The organism is Vibrio sp. KUL70 (assembly GCF_059725515.1).
In genome coordinates this window covers 1,113,426-1,132,795 of the sequence record NZ_AP045834.1, presented here as the reverse complement: position 1 = coordinate 1,132,795, position 19,370 = coordinate 1,113,426, and the positions used below count along the sequence as shown (strand labels likewise).

11 protein-coding genes are annotated in these 19,370 nt (G+C 46.8%); 6 read left to right on the top strand and 5 right to left on the bottom strand.

What is annotated here, in order from left to right; translation table 11 throughout:
- Nucleotides 1-101: 101 nt before the first annotated feature.
- The 6 genes from AC6I7V_RS05155 (at nucleotide 102) to AC6I7V_RS05130 (ending at nucleotide 6,514) form a co-directional block, all read left to right on the top strand.
- Nucleotides 102-986 carry a DUF72 domain-containing protein gene (locus AC6I7V_RS05155; protein ID WP_498011646.1) on the top strand — a complete coding sequence of 295 codons (885 nt, stop codon included), beginning with the start codon at nucleotides 102-104 and terminating at the stop codon, nucleotides 984-986.
- Nucleotides 987-1,118: 132 nt separating this feature from the next.
- Nucleotides 1,119-1,847, top strand: a complete 729-nt coding sequence (cmoA, locus tag AC6I7V_RS05150) for a carboxy-S-adenosyl-L-methionine synthase CmoA (RefSeq protein ID WP_498011468.1) — start codon at nucleotides 1,119-1,121, stop codon at nucleotides 1,845-1,847.
- A 216-nt stretch (nucleotides 1,848-2,063) separates the two neighbouring features.
- The gene (gene cmoB, locus AC6I7V_RS05145) at nucleotides 2,064-3,035 is read left to right on the top strand and encodes a tRNA 5-methoxyuridine(34)/uridine 5-oxyacetic acid(34) synthase CmoB (RefSeq protein WP_032549422.1); all 972 of its coding nucleotides are present in this window, start codon (nucleotides 2,064-2,066) and stop codon (nucleotides 3,033-3,035) included.
- 248 nt (nucleotides 3,036-3,283) lie between these two features.
- Nucleotides 3,284-4,021 (top strand): ATP-dependent zinc protease family protein, encoded by a 738-nt coding sequence (locus AC6I7V_RS05140; RefSeq protein ID WP_255230991.1) that lies wholly within the window; start codon nucleotides 3,284-3,286, stop codon nucleotides 4,019-4,021.
- 18 nt (nucleotides 4,022-4,039) lie between these two features.
- Entirely contained in the window at nucleotides 4,040-5,545 is a 1,506-nt protein-coding gene (locus AC6I7V_RS05135; protein ID WP_255230992.1) for an inactive transglutaminase family protein, read from the top strand.
- Between the two features lie 3 nt (nucleotides 5,546-5,548).
- Nucleotides 5,549-6,514 carry an alpha-L-glutamate ligase-like protein gene (locus AC6I7V_RS05130; protein ID WP_255230993.1) on the top strand — a complete coding sequence of 322 codons (966 nt, stop codon included), beginning with the start codon at nucleotides 5,549-5,551 and terminating at the stop codon, nucleotides 6,512-6,514.
- 160 nt (nucleotides 6,515-6,674) lie between these two features.
- Here the strand turns inward: AC6I7V_RS05130 and AC6I7V_RS05125 are convergent.
- From AC6I7V_RS05125 to mukF, 5 genes are all read right to left on the bottom strand, one after another.
- Nucleotides 6,675-8,110 (bottom strand): IS1182 family transposase gene (locus tag AC6I7V_RS05125; RefSeq protein WP_498011467.1). Its coding sequence is split into 2 segments (ribosomal slippage): nucleotides 6,675-6,937 and nucleotides 6,937-8,110, totalling 1,437 coding nucleotides; the frame shifts between segments, so codons are not numbered across the junction.
- Between the two features lie 137 nt (nucleotides 8,111-8,247).
- Complete coding sequence (fdhF, locus tag AC6I7V_RS05120) at nucleotides 8,248-12,474, bottom strand: formate dehydrogenase subunit alpha (protein WP_498011466.1); 4,227 nt, start codon at nucleotides 12,472-12,474, stop codon at nucleotides 8,248-8,250.
- A 239-nt stretch (nucleotides 12,475-12,713) separates the two neighbouring features.
- Complete coding sequence (mukB, locus tag AC6I7V_RS05115) at nucleotides 12,714-17,168, bottom strand: chromosome partition protein MukB (RefSeq protein ID WP_498011465.1); 4,455 nt, start codon at nucleotides 17,166-17,168, stop codon at nucleotides 12,714-12,716.
- Nucleotides 17,165-17,929, bottom strand: a complete 765-nt coding sequence (gene mukE / locus AC6I7V_RS05110; RefSeq protein ID WP_255230996.1) for a chromosome partition protein MukE — start codon at nucleotides 17,927-17,929, stop codon at nucleotides 17,165-17,167. The genes mukB and mukE overlap by 4 nt, the downstream gene beginning before the upstream one ends.
- Complete coding sequence (gene mukF, locus AC6I7V_RS05105) at nucleotides 17,910-19,247, bottom strand: chromosome partition protein MukF (protein WP_498011464.1); 1,338 nt, start codon at nucleotides 19,245-19,247, stop codon at nucleotides 17,910-17,912. Before mukF ends, mukE begins: the two co-directional genes overlap by 20 nt.
- Between the last annotated feature and the right edge of the window lie 123 nt (nucleotides 19,248-19,370).

Genomic DNA, 19,370 nt, shown 5'->3' with positions numbered 1-19,370 from the left:
ACACTGAAAAAATTGCGCTAATTATATATTGAAAGTACCCAAGTCAGCAAAAGTCTCGTAGAGTGTTTTTGATTAAAGCAACCAAAGCACTTTTAGATACCATGACAAGATTACCTTTAAGACTCGGACTGACTATGTGGTCACACTCAGAGTGGCAGAGCCAATTCTATGGAAAAGGCACCAAACCTGCAGAAAGACTAGAGAAATATTGTCATGTTTTTCATACCGTTGAAGGTAATACTACCTTCTATGCAACCCCTTCTATCACTACGGTAAACAATTGGCGCAGCGCAAGCCATGATGACTTTCGATTTACATTTAAGTTGCCGAAATTCATCACCCATCAACAGCAGCTCAGACACTGCCAAGCAGAGTTGAAAGAGTTCCTACAAATCATGTCACCGCTGCATGAACGTATTGGTCAATGGACAATTCAGTTGCCTCACCAGTTCGAGCCAGAATCACTGCCTGTGCTGCAACAGTTTTGTAAACTCTTCCCAAAAGAGATGAAACTTGGCGTAGAAGTACGTCACCTTGGCTTTTTTGATAAAAGCGACGACGAAAAGCGCTTTAATCATTGGTTAGTTGAAGAGAACATCAACCGCATCATTATGGATAGTCGCCCTGTGTTTGCCGCAGCACCAACAACAGAAGCCATTATTGATGCACACAAGAAAAAACCACGCGTACCCGTGCATGCAATCGCGACATCGAACAACCCGATGATTCGTTTTATTGGTCAGCATGACGAGAAGCCCAATCTTGAGTTTTTCAAACCTTGGTTATCCAAGCTTCCGACGTGGGTAGCGGAAGGAAAACAGCCTTATTTAATGATCCACACTCCAGATAATGACCATGCTCCAGAACTGGCAGCCACGATATACAAACAGCTAATCGAGCAATGTCAGCAGCATCACAATATCAATCTGCCCCCACTCTCCGAATTTCCGGCTAATAAGGGGGATACGCAAATCAGCATGTTCTAACTCACCTACACCAAGCCATTGGCAGTGAAACCTGAGTTTTCGTGACACAGTGACATTTTTTACGTAAAATACGCCCCCTTTTATTTAGCACGCGAAAGTGCGCTAATTTGCTGACTGTCGAGAGAGAACGCTATGAGCAACAAAGACACTATCTTTTCCGCTCCTATTGATAAAATCGGTGATTTCACCTTTGATGCAAGGGTCGCTGAAGTATTCCCAGATATGATTCAACGCTCAGTTCCAGGCTACAGCAACATCATTTCTGCGATCGGCATGATGGCGGAACGCTTTGTCAAACCACACTCAAACATCTACGACCTAGGTTGTTCTTTAGGTGCTGCGACGCTGTCTATGCGCCGTCACATTCAACAAGAAGGCTGTACAATTTACGCCGTTGATAACTCAGAAGCCATGGTCGAACGTTGTAAGCTTCACGTTAACGCTTACCGTAGCGACACCCCTGTAGAAGTGATTGAAGCGGACATTCGCGAAATTGAAATTACGGATGCTTCCGTGGTGGTACTCAACTTTACGCTGCAGTTTCTTTCGCCTGAAGATCGCTTCGCTCTACTAGAGAAGATCTACGCTGGTCTTCGTCCTGGTGGTGTGCTTATCTTGTCTGAAAAATATGTCTTTGAAGATGAGAACGCAAACGAGCTGCTGATTGACCTGCACCACGACTTTAAGCGTGCGAACGGTTATAGCGAGTTGGAAGTGAGCCAAAAACGCAGTGCCATCGAAAACGTGATGCGCCCAGATTCAATTCAAGTACATAAAAATCGCTTCGATAAAATTGGCTTCTCTAGCCACGAAGTTTGGTTCCAGTGTTTTAACTTTGGCTCGATGTTTGCGGTTAAGTAGTTGTCAACTTAACGCTACAATCTTGGAATCATAAGAGCGACACAAATAACTCGTATCAAAGTGTCATCCTCAAGAGCGAGGAACGAGCGAGTTGGGGATCTCAAACCCAATACGATATAACCGAGATTCCCTATCATGTTCGTCCCTCACTGTAGGGAGTGACGATTTTAATTTTTACTTTAGGGTTATCGTCCCTAATTAACTCAGTGAAAAACTATGTTTAACTTTGCCAATTTTTACCAACTCATTGCTCAAGATACGCGCCTGCAACCTTGGCTGAATATTCTTCCTCAACAGTTAACGGATTGGCAAAATGCGGAGCACGGTGATTTCGACCGCTGGTTACGCGCTTTAAACAAGATCCCACAAGGAGCTCCGGATCAAGTTGATCTGAAGAACTCAGTAACGCTGACTAACGATACCCCTTTTCATGACGGTGAATTGAAGAAGTTAGAAAACCTGCTTAAGACGTTCCACCCATGGCGCAAAGGCCCGTACACGGTTCACGGCATTCATATTGATACAGAGTGGCGCAGCGACTGGAAATGGGATCGTGTTCTTCCACACATTACACCATTGAAAAACCGCAGCGTTCTTGATGTGGGTTGCGGTAATGGTTACCACATGTGGCGTATGTTGGGTGAAGGTGCTCGACTGACTGTTGGTATCGACCCTTCTCATCTGTTCCTAATTCAGTTCGAAGCCATTCGCAAACTAATGGGGGGCGACCAGCGTGCTCACTTGTTGCCACTCGGCATTGAGCAGCTACCAAAACTAGAAGCGTTCGATACGGTGTTCAGCATGGGCGTTTTATATCACCGCCGCTCTCCACTTGACCATCTGATTCAACTTAAAGACCAGCTAGTGTCAGGCGGTGAGCTAGTGCTGGAGACTCTGGTCATCGAAGGCGATGAAAACGCGGTACTTGTGCCTGTTGACCGCTATGCACAAATGCGCAATGTCTATTTCTTCCCTTCGGCGCGAGCTCTAAAGCGCTGGCTAGAACAAGTGGGTTTTAAAGACGTACGTATTGTCGATGAAAACGTAACTACGGTCGGTGAACAACGCACCACCGAATGGATGACACACAACTCACTGCCTGATTACTTAGACCCGAATGACCCAAGTAAAACGGTTGAAGGGCATCCCGCGCCACGCCGTGCAGTTTTGGTGGCAACTAAGCCATAGACGGCTAAAAGGTCTAATCTTTCAAAAACATCAGACGCTGACAAGCATTTGACGAAAGAAGGCTCGAAATTGGATAAAATCCGAAGAGTGCTCAATGAATGAGCTATTTCGTCGAATGATAATTGGCTCTATGCAAACATAGCCTGTCAATATGACCGGACGCTAACATTAGGATGCTTCACGCATCCTTTTTTGTGGGCTAAACTATTCAATAGTCTGAACTATTTTCTAATTTCAAAGGTTTATATATGTTTAAGCGATTATCGCCTATTCTGGCGGTTGGTTTGCTCTCTGGCTGCACTCTCACTAACGGTGCCGCTTATCATCAAGAAACTCTGGATGCTATCGCAAAATCAGAAACAAACATCGCAAATAAAGTTCAAAACTTAGAACTTCAACTTAGTAATCAAAGTGACTATATCGAAAGTCTAGAAGAAGAAATCATTGCCTTATCCAATGAAGTTGAAGTCCACCTTACTACTCTCGAAAAACAACAGATCGAAGAGATCGAAGAGGAAGAAGTGGTTGCCACTAAAGCCCCAGTTGTTTCAAACGATCAGCCAACCATTCTTGGTGCCATTGAAAAGGTCACGATTGAGTCAATCCAACAAAAGTTTGATGCGCGTGTAGATACAGGCGCGACAACATCGTCATTGAATGCGGTAGATATCAAAGAATTCGAACGCAACGGCAACAATTGGGTTAAGTTTCATCTAGCTGACAAGTCACAATCAGAAGAAGACCAAAAGTGGATTGAAGCCCCCGTTGTACGCTACGTGAAAATTCGCCAATCGACCAGTGACGAGACAGAACGTCGAGCTGTGATCGAATTATGGGTGAAAGTTGGAAAAATCCATGAAAAAGCGCAATTTACATTGGCGGATCGCTCGCAAATGAGTCACCCTGTATTACTGGGGCGTGAGTTTATCAAAGACATTGCCCTTGTGGATGTAAGTAAAAAGTACGTACAAACGGAAAATAAATAACAAATAGTAGGGTAAGCTATGACGTCAAGAATCCCATTTTATGTTTCGATCGTGCTGCTCATCGTAGCTGGCATTGCATTGAGTGTGTTCAGACACACGACTTACGGTGTGCCATGGACACCAGGTGAGACCAGACAAGTTTGGGACGTTGAGGCTCGAATCGAGTTCAACGCAATGGACCAAGAAGCGAAAGTTTCTCTGGCCGCTCCTCACACACAATCAAATTACACACTCATCGGCGAATCCGCGTCTTCACCAGGCTACGGTATCTCTTACGTAAATACTGACACGGGTCGACGTGCAGAGTGGTCTATCCGTCACGCTAGCGGCGCCCAAACCATCTATTATAAGACCCAGTTCTTAGTTGACCCTCAAGCGCAGGTTAACGCGATTCCACCGGAAGGCGAAGTCGCCACGCCAAGCTTTGACGGCCCTGAAGAAGCGGCAGCAAAGGCTCTTATCGACCGCGCAACTCAGCGCTCTGCAGACAACCTCACTTTCACTCGTGAGCTCGTTAAAACACTCAATGATCCAGACAGCCAAAACTCGGCACTTATCCTCAACAACATGGACAAAGTGGAAGCAGCACACAAGTTACTTTCCTTTGCCGGAATCCACAGTAAAGTTGTTGGTGTTATCGAGTTAGAAGATGGCCGTCGTCGCCAATCTATCCAACATATGATTCAGATTTGGGATAAAGACCAATGGGTACTTTTCTCTACAGAGTCTAGTCAAAAACAAGTTCAGCCAAACCTACTGATCTGGGATGAATCGAACGTTTCACTACTAGACGTTGTCGGCGGTCAGAACAGTAAAGTTCACTTCTCTATGATTGCACAAGAGGTGACACCGACTGAAGCGACAAACAGCAAGATTTCAGCAGACCAACTACTGAACCTTTCGATCCACAGTTTACCACTTGAAGAACAGGCGATGTTTAAGACCATCATGCTGATTCCAATTGGTGCGCTCATCGTTGTGTTCCTGCGTGTTATCGTCGGTTTGAAAACATCAGGCACCTTCATGCCTGTTCTGATCGCGGTAGCGTTCGTACAAACGCAATTGGTCACCGGTATTGTCGGTTTCCTACTTATCGTTGGTACGGGGCTGGTGATTCGTAGCTATCTATCCAAACTTAACCTTCTGCTGGTGGCGCGGATATCCGCGGTGATTATTACGGTAATCATGATCATTTCTATCTTTACTGTAGTCGCGTTCAAGGTGGGTTTAACTGAAGGTCTATCGATTACGTTCTTCCCAATGATCATCCTATCTTGGACTATCGAACGTATGTCTATCCTTTGGGAAGAAGAAGGTGCAAAAGAGGTGGTGCTGCAAGGTGGTGGCTCGCTACTGACTGCTGTTCTTGTTTACTTGGCAATGACCAACCCATTCATCCAGCACTTAACGTTTAACTTTATTGGCCTACAACTTATTGTCCTAGGCGGCATCTTACTACTAGGTACTTACACAGGTTACCGCTTGACTGAGCTACGTCGCTTTAAACCGCTAGCGGAGGATTAAGTTATGTTTGAACAGTTTACATCGCCGTTTAAGTTGAAAGACAAAGGCATCATGGGGATGAACAAGCGTAACCATAGCTACATTGGTCGCTATAATGATCGCTCCAAGTACCCTTTGGTGGATGACAAGCTAAAAACCAAAATCATCGCTGAACAAGCGGGTGCTACCGTACCTAAACTGATTGGTGTCATTAGTCACCAAGCAGAAGTGAAGACTATCCACAAGATGGTTCAAGACTGGCCTGGGTTTGTCATCAAACCTGCACAAGGCAGTGGTGGTAAAGGTATCTTGGTTATCACCTCTCACAAAGACGGCGTTTATACCAAACCATCCGGTTCGACGATTGGTAAAGAGGACGTTGAGCGTCACATCAGTAACGCACTTGCGGGTCTGTTCTCGTTAGGTGGTAAAAACGATGTGGCTGTGGTTGAGAACTTAATTAAGTTCGACAGCTGCTTTGATGGCTTCAGTTATGAAGGGGTGCCTGACGTACGTATCATCGTATTCAAAGGCTATCCTGTGATGGCAATGATGCGCCTGTCAACATCGGCTTCCGATGGTAAAGCTAACCTTCACCAAGGTGCGGTAGGTGTGGGCATTGATATTGCGACCGGTAAAGCGGTACGAGCGGTTCAATTTGACCAACCCGTTACTCACCACCCAGATACGGGAAAAGAGCTTGCCCTATTACAAGTACCTCACTGGGAAAAGCTGCTAACTCTGGCATCAAGTGCGTGGGAGATGACAGGTCTAGGTTACATGGGGACCGACATGGTGCTTGATGAAGAAGAAGGTCCGATGGTACTTGAGTTGAATGCTCGTCCAGGATTGGCGATTCAGATTGCTAACGGCGCTGGGTTGCTACCACGCCTTCATCATATTGAAAGCCTTGGCACGCCTGCAGAATACCCAAAACCTGCGGAGCGTGTTGCGTATGCTGCTAAGCAGTTTGGTGTACACGTCGAATAAGAGTAGCCGCAGTCAAAAGTATCAACGACATTAGTGTTATCAAATAAAACGAAAGCCGCATAGTCAGACTATGCGGCTTCAGATTGCTGACGAACCCCACTTTTTGAAGTGGGGTTCTCTTTTTCGAGCGGCCGTAGGCCGCGATCGCGATATTTTTTTATTATGCGAAGTTTGGAAGAGCCCAACACTTAAATTGGCATCTAGACGCCATAATTTGACGTATTTGGGACATATTTAGCCCTATTTTTTGTAAATAGCTCACCACCAAGGCTATCTTCTTGATGTTTTGAGCGGCAGCTGCCAACCAACATTGCATTTGCACTTTCGAGAGCCCGCGGAAGCGGGCATAACGGTGACCATGGTGCTGCTTAGCGTCGGCGAAGCTCCGCTCTACCGTCTCACTTCTTCGCCTATACGTCTTTTTCCATAAGGTGAGAGCCGCATTTGGTTGGCTCTATCCATCGCGTCCGTATAGATGTGTATTGTAATGACTTTCTTCATATTTTTACTTTGCGTACAGTCATCTCTCATTGGACAGAACGCACACTCTTTCGGGTCGGAGTGATACTCACGATACGCATCTCTAGACGTTGTTTTATAGATGAGCTCTTGACCGTTAGGGCAGCGGTAACTGTCTCGCTCTTCATTGTAGATGAAGTGCTTTTTCTTGAACGCATTCTTTGTTCTCGATGGTCTGCGATAACCGAACACGCCCAAGATATTTCGACGCTCTAATGACTCAGCGACTGGCGCAGTGAAGTAGCCCGCGTCGAGTCCAACGGCGATTGGATTAAGGTTAAATTGCTCTAGGGTATAGTCCAGACGCTTCACATAAGGTTGAGAGTCATTGATATTACCTGCTGTGACATGGGTATCTAAGATAATGCCATGCTGTCCATCCACTGTACGGTGGTCGAGATAGAAGAAGCCTTGGGGCTTATTATCTCGAGTCATGAAGCCACTTTCCGGGTCGGTAGTACTCGTTTTGGTGTTCTTAGTTTTAGGCTCAGCGGTACGTGACTTTAGAGGTTTCTTACCCTCTTTCTCTCGGTCTAGCGCGACATCTTCATCGAGCATATCAAGATAAGCACTGGCGCGAACCTTAGTCACTTTGTTCGTGTGCTTATTTTTGTTGGCATTGGCTTTTAGGTGCGTGCTGTCAGTAAATAGTTCTTGGCCTGCGACCAAACCTTTCGCCATTGCCTGCTCTACGATATTGATAAAGATACGCTCAAACACATCGGTACCATTAAAGCGGCGAATACGGTTTTGGCTGAGTGTCGATGCATGGATAACTTTCTCTGTCAGTGACATACGCAGGAACCATCGATAAGCGACATTGACTTCAATCTCTTTCACGAGTTGTCGCTCGCTTTTTATTCCGAAGAGGTAACCAAGCAGGATGATTTTAAACAGGCGTACAGGGTCAACAGGTGGGCGACCGTTGTCTTTACAGTAGAGGTGAGCGACTTCATTACGGATAAACTCGAAGTCGATGGCTTTATCTATCTTACGAACTAAATGGTTCTGAGGAACGAGCTGTTCCATGGTGACCATTTCGAGTTCATATTGTTGAGGTGAAGGCTCTTGAAGCATAGTGAGATATCCATATTTCGATACCCCTATTAGATCAAAGGTCTAGCTTGAAAGCTAGACCTTTGTCAGCAGTCTGAAGCCGCATAGTCAGACTATGCGGCTTTTTTGTGTTCTGGACTTTTAGGTACTTTCAAACATCACGCGTGAATACTCTGCTCTTTGAATACGGGCTCGACCTTAACAGCTGCGACTTTAAACTCAGGGATCTTCGCATGTGGGTCTGTTGCTGTTGTTGTGAGACGATTCACTGGTGACTCCACAAAGTGGAACGGAATAAACACTACACCTTTCTGCATACGCTTAGTAACAAATGCAGCGATCTCAATTTCGCCACGACGTGTTGATACCTTCAGCATCTGACCATTGTTGATATTGAGCGCCTCAGCATCATACACACTGATCATAGCTCTAGGCCCCGCCAAATTATCCAACCCTTGGGTTTTGCGAGTCATGGTCCCAGTATGGAATTGCTCAAGGATACGTCCTGTAGTTAGTACTAGAGGATACTCTTCGTCTGGCAACTCTGCAGCGTATCTAAATGGAATAGCCTCCATCTGCCCTCTCCCACGTGTAAACTGAGTTTGGTGCATAATACGAGTGCCATCAGGGTTGTTCTTGTTACTCGGCCATTGAATGCCGTAGGTTGTAATGTTCTCCCAACGTAATCCGCCATATTGTGGCGTGACACGAGCGATCTCATTGGTAATATCCGCGACTGACTGATATTGCCAATCGCTGCCCATCGCATTCGCCAGCATTTGAATGATTGCCCAATCCTCTTTCGCCTCACCTGGCGGTTTTACCGCAGGGTTGATACGCTGCACACGACGCTCCGTATTAGTGAAATGCCCAGATTTTTCTGCGAACGAGCATGACGGCAAGACAACATCTGCGTATTGAGCCGTTTCGGTCAAGAAGATATCTTGTACCACCAGAAAATCGAGTGCTTCAAGACCTTCAATCACATGGGCTTGGTTTGGATCACTCAGTACTGGGTTTTCCCCCATCACGTACAGTCCACGAACTTCACGCTTGCACGCACCATCAATGATTTCAGTCAGTGTTAAACCGCTCTCAGCAGGCAATTCAGCAACATCCCATTCCATCTCAAATTTCTTACGAACCAGAGGATTATAGACTTTCTGATAGCCCGGCAGATTGTTTGGCAACGCCCCCATATCACAAGCTCCCTGCACATTTGACTGACCACGCAGCGGATTAATGCCGCCTCCCTCAATCCCAATGTTGCCACACAGCAACTGCAAATTGGCAATCGAGCGAACGTTATCGTGTCCTGTCGTGTGCTGGGTAATGCCCATTGAGTAATAGACAGCTGTACGTTCAGCTGTGCCTATCAATCGCGCCATCGCAAAAATATCTTCTGCTTTAACGCCGGTTACGAGCTCTACCTTTTCCAGCGAATAGCTTGGCGACATCACCTCTTGCAATAGGGTGTCAAAGCCATCGACCCGCTCTTCGATATACTCTTGATCGTACCAGCCATGTTTAATGATCTGCTGCATTACGCCATTAAGCAACATAACGTCAGTGCCCGGCCTATGCGCTAGATAAAGCTCGGCGTGATCGGCAATATCAATGCGCTTAGGATCAGCCACAATCAGCCGTGCGCCGCCATGTCGCACAGCCTGCTTAATGTGAGAGCCAATGATAGGGTGTGCCGATGTAGTATCCGAGCCGATAATAAAGATAACATCGGAGTGTTTGATACTCGGAATATCATTAGTCATTGCACCACTGCCCAGTGACGCTTCAAGCCCAGTGACGGTCGAAGCGTGACAAAGGCGTGCACAGTGATCGACATTATTCGTGCCTAGCTCTCGACGTATGAATTTTTGAAAGACGTAGTTGTCCTCATTGGTGGTTTTTGCTGAAGAGAAGCCCGCTAGCGCCTGACTGCCAACCCCTTTCTTAATAGCGGAAAACTTATCGGCGACCAAACGAATGGCTTCATCCCAGCTAGCAGGCTGTAACCAACCATCTTTACGAATCAAAGGTGTTGTCAGTCGCTCGTCACTAGCAACGAAATCAAAACCAAAGCGCCCTTTCACACACAGCATTCCTTCATTGACTGGCGAGTTAGCCCCTTCTATGTAACGAATCTTATTCGCCGACTCGTCAACATGCATAGTGAGCTTGCAACCCACACCGCAATAGGTGCAGATGGTATCGACTTTTTTTAGTTGTTCTACAGAGCCTTGCTGTTTGTATCTGGCATCTACCATTGCACCCGTAGGGCACGCTTGAACACAAGCGCCACACTGAACGCAGTTAGAGTCGCCCATTCGTGTCTGATTCGGACCAAAATTCGGTCTAAGCTCTGGTCTAGAGCTTGGCTTGCCATTTTGTGCACACATGAAACTTAAAACACCATGAACATTTTGCTCTCGACAAGCTTGAATGCACTGACCACAGCTGATACATCGATTGGCATCAAAGACAATGAACTCTGAACTCGCATCCACTTCGAATTTATGTCTTGGTTGCTGGCTACTATTCCCTTGTTTAGCTTTTACTGCTTGCCAGACCGCATCATCCGTAACATCGACCTTATAATCATTGAATGTTTGCACGGCTTGGTATTCTGTCGCGTAGTCTCGCAGGTCACACTGAGTGTTCGCTTGGCAACCACACTCTAGGCAACGTTGCGCTTCTTCAATCGCATCAGCGTTGGTGAAACCGAGTTCAACTTCATCGAAGCTTTGTTCACGCTGCTCTGCGCTGAGCTCAGGCATAATCTTTCGGGCGACACTTTGAATCGCTTGATATTGTTGCCGTTCAACTGCTTTTAATTGCTTCTCTTTGCGTGAATTGAAAGGCTTCACTGGTAACTGTGTCATAGTGCCGCTAAAGAAACGGTCAATCGCCTGTGCAACAATACGACCATCTCCCACCGCCTCAACCGCTGTTGCAGGGCCGCGTCTGAAATCTCCAATACTGAAGATATTGCCCACACCTGTGTGCATGGTATCGGGGTCGGCATCCGCTGTATTCCAACGAGTAAGTGGAATTTCTAAAAGCTCATCAGTCATGAAGCTCAGGTCTGGCTTTTGGGATACCGCTGCAATCACTGTGTCAAATGCTTCTGTGAAAAACTCTCCGGTTGCTTTCGGGCTACGTCGCCCTGAAGCATCTGGTGCCCCGAGTTCCATTCGCTCTAGACGAATCGCTTTGACACGGCCATCTTCATCTGCGAGATTTTCTGCAGGATTGGTCAAAAAGTGAAATTTAACACCCTCGTGTTCAGCTTCTTCGATTTCATAATCTTCTGCTGGCATCTCGTCTCGAGTACGACGATATATAAGTGTTGTCTCAGCACCTGCTCTGACGGCGGTTCTAGCGCAATCAATCGCGGTGTTACCACCACCGATAACCGCCACTTTTTTGCCAGTTGTATATTGCTTGTCAGTGACGTAATCCTTTAGATAGTCGACACCGAGGTAACAACCCTCTAAATCGCTACCCGTATAATTCATCTCTACTGCACTGGAAGCGCCAACCGCTAAACAAACGGCATCAAAACCTTGTGATAAACTCGACAGCGAAAAGTCTTCACCCAACTTCTTATCGCATTCAATCACCATTCCATTGCGGCACATCAACTCAATTTCTTTGTCTAGAATCGATTTTGGTAGACGGTACTCAGGAATACCATAACGCAGCCAACCACCCGCTTTAGGCATCGATTCATAGACAACAACTTGATAGCCTTCATTCGCCAAATAGTAGCCTGCCGTCAACCCACCAGGCCCACCTCCCACAATCGCGACTCGCTTTCCATTGTCCGGTTTCTTCGGGGGCGTATAGCTTTGTTGCGCTTCTAAGTCGATATCTGCAGCGTGGCGCTTTAACTGACGTATCGCGATTGAATCGTCCACTAAGTTGCGGCGACATTCAGTTTCACAAAAAGCTGGGCATACGCGGCCAATCGACAATGGCATAGGTAAGGTTTGTTTGATGACCTCTATCGCTTTCAACGAATCGTTTTGCGCGATGTGATGCAGGTAAGATTGGATATCTACGCCAGCAGGACAAGCCGTCTGGCACGGTGCTTCACAATCGGCGTAGTGATCAGACATGATTCGATTTAGCGCGCGATGGCGATGTTGACTGATTTGCTCAGATTGCGTGTTAACGGTTAAACCTTGGTAGACTTCCAGTTCACAAGCTCGTTGCATACCCTCACTTTCAACCTCAACAACGCAAAGGTCACAAGGGATCTTTTCACCAGAGCGGTTCAACCCACATAACGATGGAATATCTACGCCACATGTATTCGCAGCTTCGAGCACTGTTTGCCCCTGCTCGACAATGCGGTATTTCCCATCAATCACAATCTGAATCATAGTGAACCTTCCTTACACAGCATCTAAAATGAACAATTAAGTAATACAATATTATTAATATTTCATCATGGTTACTATTACCATACATTAATTGTGGTTTTGTGCGTGTGACCGCAAACTCGTTCCATTGATATTAACCATAAAGTATGAAGGGGAATTAATGAGGGCTGTTTCGGGCACAAAAAAACCCCTTCGAAAAGGGGCTTGGTTATCTATTGTTTGCTATTCACTCGCGCTTGTTACGCTTCTTCAATCAATTCTTGAACGGATGACTCTGTTCGGTTTTGAGCAAAGCCGCGCAATCCCACAACGTGTACGTGTTCATGATCTTTAAAGACCTTACGAACCAGTTTGTAGGTTGTCCCTTTCTCAGGGCTAATGTTCTCCGGTGCTGCAATCAGAAGTTGCATGCCTAGACGATCACACAGCTCAAACAGAGTAGAGATGGACTTCGCATCGAGACGCGCTGCTTCATCTAAGAACAGCAGGCGACATGGAACAATGTCTTTACTACGCAAGCGACGTGACTCTTCTTCCCAGCTTTGAACAACCATCAATAGGATAGATTGACCAGTACCGATCGCCTCACCTGTTGATAACGCGCCTGACTCAGCTTGTAGCCAACCGTCAGAACCACGATTTACTTCCACGCTTAGCTCTAGGTAGTTACGGTAATCAAGCAGCTCTTCACCGAGTACTTGTGGCGAGCGTTGGCCCATATCGATGTGTGGATTCACACGCTGGAACAGCTTCGCCATTGCTTCAGAGAAAGTGAAGCGAGAACTTTCAAACAAGTCTTTGTGTTGCTCTTGTTGAGAAGCTAGACCCGTCAGCAAGATCTCGTGGCTTTCACGGATCTTCACATTCAAGCGCACGCCCTTAACTTGACCGAAGTAGATATTCGATAAGCCTTGGTTGAGCATACGAATACGGTTTTGCTCACGCTGAATCGTCTTATTGATGATGCTTGCTACCGACTCAGAACTGATCGCTAGACGGTTTTCACGTTGTGTTAGCTCTTCCGTTAGTCGAGCAAGCTCCACTTCCATCTCTTCGATCGCTTCTACAGGATCATCCGTATGGATAATGTCTTGACGGATACGCTCACGCAGATGTTGGTACACAGCGATGTAGAATAGAACCTTACGCTCTGGGTGTGCATTGTCTTCCGACAGACGCAGTGCATCTCGCAGATCATCATTATCGGCAACAGCTAAACGCAGTGCACCCAGTGATTTATCCGACATAGAACGCAGTTCACCAGCCGATAGATAAGCCAATTCACGCTTGTGTAGGCGACGCTCAACATCGTTTTCACGAGCCAAACGAAGCACTGAACACCAACCCGCTTTTGCTGCAACCACAAAAGTGCGTAGCTCAACGTACTCTTTCTGTACCTTCTTCAGACGTTTAGCCAGCGACTTCATCTCAAGCTCAGTTGAAGTGATGGTACGCTCGTATTCGCTCTTACGGCTACGTGACGTATGCAGACGCTCTTGCAGTTCATCACGACGACGAACCGCGCGCTCTTGAGCACCTTCATCGGCGTTCACACCGTACTCTTGAAGTTCTTGTTTGAACTCTTGCACCGTTTCTAGTTTCGCTTGGTGTGAACTCTTCAGCGCCGCCAATACTTGATTGTATTGGTTCATTTGCTCACGAGCTTGCTTCAAGCCATCACGACCTTTAGCACGTGCTTGTTCAGCTTGAACCAGTTTCGCTTTTAGTTGCTCGCTCAGCTCGCTGCTCTTGTTGAGTAGGTCTACTGAATCTGAGTAAGCAAAATAGTGACGACGTTCAATCAGATCAGACAGTGCAAACACCTTCGCCTTTAAGGTTTGCAGTGCTTTGTCTGCTTGCTTGTATTCCGTTTCCAGTGCATCAAACTGCTCTGGGTCTGCATCTAGAGCAGTCGCGATTTGCTCTAGGCTTTGCAACGCTTTACCGTGATTGCTCTGGTAAGATTTCGCTTCACCTAGACGCTCCAGTTGCGCTTCTAGCTCAGCCAAACGCTCTGCTAAGGTTTCGTCTTCTAAAATACGAACCATAGGGGCAAGCTTATCTAAAGCGGCTAATGCTTGTTTGCTTTGTGCAAGCTGACTACGTTGCTGCTGCTCTTTCGCATCCAACTCAGCTAGGGCACGAACCACTTGGTTACGCTTATCTCGTACCGATGCCAACGCCTGCTCAGGATCCGCATTGAACGCGACATGCAGGTGTTTCGCAACAAACGTATTGAACGCTTGGTACAGACGGTTTAGCTTCTGAGAGTCAAAGGCAGCTTTCGCATGATTTTCAACGACGACATCACGCTCTTCACGCAGTTTCTCTAGACGCTGTTCACGAGCCGCACGACCAAACAACGGGATGTCTGGGAAGCGTGAGTAACGCATTTGGCGATCATTTAACTGAACGCACACTGCGCCTTCCAGTTCATCGGCATTGAATGAACTGTCGTCGAATGCGTCAACGTCACCCTCAAGGATGTACAGATCTTCTGGACAGTCTTCAAGATCCACCAACTTCTCTTTAATACCGTCAAGATCCGATACCACGATCGCGTGACGAGCAGGACCATACATTGCACTGAAGTACGGTGCATCGTCGATGGTAATGTCGTCGTAGATCTCTGACAGAAGCACGCCACCTAGAGTATCAGCCAGGCCTTTCAAACGAGGATCGTTTGAGCCACCAGGTGAAGCCAAACGCTCAATCTCAAGTTCGAGTTCGCTGCGACGTTTCGCCAATTGATCTTTCGCAACAGACTGTGCTTTTTCATCTTCAAGCACTTGCTGCATTTGAGTCATCACCGCTTGGCTGTCTTCTAGCTCAGCCCCCGTTTGCTCACGCAGGTTGTCTAAGGCGTCGTTTGCTGTAATCCACGCAGGAGCAATTGCTTCAAGTTTTTGAATCTCTTGATCATAATTATGCTGTACACGACGCTTTTCACTCTTCGCTTCACGCAACTCTTCTTGAGCATACTCAAGCGTTTCGATCTGCATCGCATGACGCTCGCGCTCTTCTTCAAAGACCACTTCATCATTCAGCTGAGTGTTGTGTTGCTTCTGGTACGCTTCAGCCAGCTCTTTTGCTTGACGCTGCTGTGCAACATCACGAGCCATATCGCGATGCTGAGCTCGCCATTGCTGTTCGTTTTCAACAATATGTTTTGCGTTGCGACCTTTATCAAGCGCTTGCTTAGCCGCTTGTGATGCTTCGCTACGCTCTACTGTACCTACAATGCTTTTTACAAGAGACAGTGCTTTTTCAAACTGAGCAGACGCCGCTGACGACATATCCAGTTTATGCTTCGTTGCTAGAAGGTGTTGCGTGCTCTGTTCTTCTTGCGTCTTAAGGTCAGAAACCAGCGTCAACGCACCTTCTGCAGTGATGGAATCATCGCCCAAAAGATGCTTAGTCTTTTCTAGCGCTTGTACAGCCTGCTGGTATTGAAGTGCACGCGTTTGCTGAACGTCTAGAGCTTGTTGGTAGTCAGCAAGCTGGGTTTTTAGGCTATCCACTTCTTCTTCAGTAATGGTCGCCTGCTCTTCCGCAAGGAGAACACGCTCTTGCGCCTCTTCAACGACCATCATCTGCTCTTCAAGACGCTCGCTAAGCTCTTCAAGATCTTCGCTGTAGCGCTCAATTTTCTCTTGTTGGCGCAGCGCTGTTTGTACAAGTTGTAGATGGTCTGAAGCCGCTTGGTAATCTTGTTCAAGCGAAGACTCTTGTTCAACTAGCAGCTCAAGCTCTTCTTGCACTCGATTAAGTAAGTTGTTCTGTTCAAGCAAGGTTTCACGAGAGCCGAACAGCTCACCACGTAGCTTCATCGTCTGATCAAGCTTATTGCGACGATCATTCGCATGACGCATGTAGTCTGCTGCCACGTAATTAGTTGACTCTGTGATCAAGTGTTTGAACAAATCACGATCAGACTGCGTTGTCTTGATCGCTTCTAGTGTCATTCGGTTTTCGCGTAGCGCCGATTCCATGTCTTGGAAGGCTTTCTTTACGCCACCGTTTTGTGGCAATAGGTAATCACGTAATGAACGCGTAATTGCACTTGAGATACCACCGTACAGAGATGCTTCAATCAGACGGTAGAACTTAGAACGGTCGCCACTGTTACGCAGCTTCTTAGGTACAACACCAAACTCGAACATTTGAGCGTGGTAATCAACGATAGAAGAGAACGCTTTAAAGTGAGCACCTTCGTACTGAGCAACCGCTGCTTTTACATCATTAAGCTGACATACGCGCGCATGGCTGTCCGATACGTTTTCAATCAGTACATCCGTTGGCTTCACATGGCTTGGAAGACCTTGAATTAGGAATGGCTTGATGTCTACTTTTTTGTCACGACCCGCTACTTGTTGAAGCTTAACCGCAAACAATAGGCGCTGATTTCGCGAGTTCACCACATCAAGAGCGGCATAACACGCACCCGGTTGTAGCTTACCGTATAAGCCTTTATCACGAGATGACTGTGAGCTACCCGCTTCCGTTGTGTTTCGGAAATGAAGAAGCGTTTGGTCAGGGATCAATGCCGTAATAAACGCGGCCATCGTAGTCGATTTACCCGCACCGTTACCGCCAGAAAGGGTTGTCACCAAACCATCGATGTCAAAAGTACGTGCGAAGAAGCCGTTCCAGTTAACCATGGTCAGCGATTGATACTTACCTCTTTCAATCATGCTTCACCTTCTTCTTTTGTCTGTTCGTTGCTCATGATCTCGTCATCGAAAATGTCTTGTTGAGCATCTTGTTCTGTCTCTTCTTGCTCTTCGTTAAGCAAGCTACCTTGATTTGGTTCTTGAGTATGAACTACGGCTTCACCATCACGGATTAGGCGCAGTTGCGCTTCGCGCATATCGTCACCAACGCGTACGTCCGCACCAAAGCGGAATACAGCCTCACTGATACGGAATTTACCCGTTTCACCGATAGAAATTAGCATGCCGATACGACGCAGACGACGCAGAGACGTTCTCACTTTCTCGAAAAGCTTCTCTTTATCTAGATCAGAACCAGAAGCACGATTGGTTGCCAGCTTCATCAGTTTCTTTTCATCAGCCAGAGTCATTAACTCTTCAAATAACTCTTGGTTAGTGAAGATACCTTCGTGAGCCAAGCGCTCTGGGCTCAGGTAAAGGAAACACAGCACCTTACCCACCAGCATATCAAGCTCTGAGAGTACACTTCGACCAATCAAAGAGGTTGAACGAGGACGAAGGTAGAAGAAGCCCTCTGGCGCTTTTACCAACTCAGTATTATAGCGCTGGTAAAATTGTTGAAGTTCCAGTTCGAAGTCCGCCAACAGTGCGTGATTATCTAGGTCTTCTGTTGAAATATGCTTACCTGAACGCAGCATGCTATCAAGCGCTGGGAACAGTGGGTTCGCAATCGCTTTTACCAGTTTCTCTGGCATGTAATCATCAGTACTTGTTAATGACATTTGCTTGTACCTTTGCACCGAAATCGTTGATTGCCTGCCAATCAGGTTGGATCGCCTGATAGTCAGACTCTGAGTAACCTAAGCGCACCGCTTGGTCGACAACAATTCTGGCTAAATCAAAATGGTGTGTGCGAGGGTGTTCTGCAAGGTAGTCTCGCAGTACTAGGCCAAGGTCGATTGGCGTCCCTTGCTGTTTGTGAACCTTCAACATCTCAGCGATTTTGTCTGAGAGGTAATCATTCACTTGTTCAAATTCTTCATACTCGACATCAAGTGGCGCTTGTCCCATCACCTCGTCATCACGCAGAACCAGTGCTTCATCACGTAGATCTGTGAGCTTTTCAGCGTCGGCGCAAGTAAGTAGCCAAGGTGCGTCGAAGTAGTCAGTAACCGACTGGCGCAGACGTTGGCTGAACGCTCGGTTCTTATCCATATCGATGGCAGTACGAATAAACTTATGTACGTGGCGGTCGTAGCCAATCCATAAGTCGATGGCTTGTTGGCCCCAACTTGTGATTCGGTCTAGTTTCATCTGCAAACCGAACAGGGTTTCACCAACAAACTCCAGCTCGTCGTCACCATACACAATCTCCTGGATATCAAGAATCTGTGTCTGCAGTTCATCACCAGCAGCTTGTAGAGTATCTTGAAGCTCTTTCAACGTTGCAGAGGTTTCAGATAACAGAGCTTCACAGTTGTTGATCGCTTCACGCCAATCTTTATTAAGAAGGTCTGCAATCTGCTGTTTAACCGTCTGTTGCTGCTCATCCATTACACGCTGGTTAAGATCAATTTGGTCAAAAATCTCGCCAACTGAGTATTTTAGGACACCGTAAACGTTTTTGCGCCAGTGACCCGGCGTTCCGCCTTTTTGTGCGGCTTCAATAGCCTTCGCCATCTCGTCCGCGACCATCGATAATTGAATTGAGAGTTTCAGCTTCGAGAATTGGCGGTGACGTAGGTAGTAATCTGAAATACCAATTGCGAGCGGCGATAGACGATAAATGCTCGCACCATCGGTAATCTCACTGGTAAAACGGCTAATCAATTTCTGTTTTACCAGTTCATTGATTGCGTTGTTTGCGCGAAACGCTGAGGCTTCGCCGGTATCTTCGAACAGACGAGTGACAATGGTAAACGCATCGTGCAGTTCACCCTCACCTAACTCTTCATCGAACCTTTCGTTGCTTAGTACTGCGATGGCAATTAGAAATGCCAATCGCTCAGGCGGCAAATTTAATGAAAAATCATGCTGCTTGACCCAGCCCACCAACTCATCAATTGGCTGCTCTTCGGCAGTTTGAGTCATTTCACTCATTGTGGTTCCTGTTACTGTTCTTTGTAACACCGAGCAGATGTCGATGTTACGCCTTTTCTTTATAACGCTGGCTATCAGGTTATCGACTGTAGCCTAGGAATGCGATGGCAACTCTTGTACCAC

Coding starts and splice junctions, on each gene's coding strand:
- mukE (WP_255230996.1), bottom strand. CDS start 17,929: ATGTCATTAACAAGTACTGATGATTACATGCCAGAGAAACTGGTAAAA.
- AC6I7V_RS05140 (WP_255230991.1), top strand. CDS start 3,284: ATGTTTAAGCGATTATCGCCTATTCTGGCGGTTGGTTTGCTCTCTGGC.
- mukF (WP_498011464.1), bottom strand. CDS start 19,247: ATGAGTGAAATGACTCAAACTGCCGAAGAGCAGCCAATTGATGAGTTG.
- AC6I7V_RS05155 (WP_498011646.1), top strand. CDS start 102: ATGACAAGATTACCTTTAAGACTCGGACTGACTATGTGGTCACACTCA.
- cmoA (WP_498011468.1), top strand. CDS start 1,119: ATGAGCAACAAAGACACTATCTTTTCCGCTCCTATTGATAAAATCGGT.
- cmoB (WP_032549422.1), top strand. CDS start 2,064: ATGTTTAACTTTGCCAATTTTTACCAACTCATTGCTCAAGATACGCGC.
- mukB (WP_498011465.1), bottom strand. CDS start 17,168: ATGATTGAAAGAGGTAAGTATCAATCGCTGACCATGGTTAACTGGAAC.
- AC6I7V_RS05130 (WP_255230993.1), top strand. CDS start 5,549: ATGTTTGAACAGTTTACATCGCCGTTTAAGTTGAAAGACAAAGGCATC.
- fdhF (WP_498011466.1), bottom strand. CDS start 12,474: ATGATTCAGATTGTGATTGATGGGAAATACCGCATTGTCGAGCAGGGG.
- AC6I7V_RS05135 (WP_255230992.1), top strand. CDS start 4,040: ATGACGTCAAGAATCCCATTTTATGTTTCGATCGTGCTGCTCATCGTA.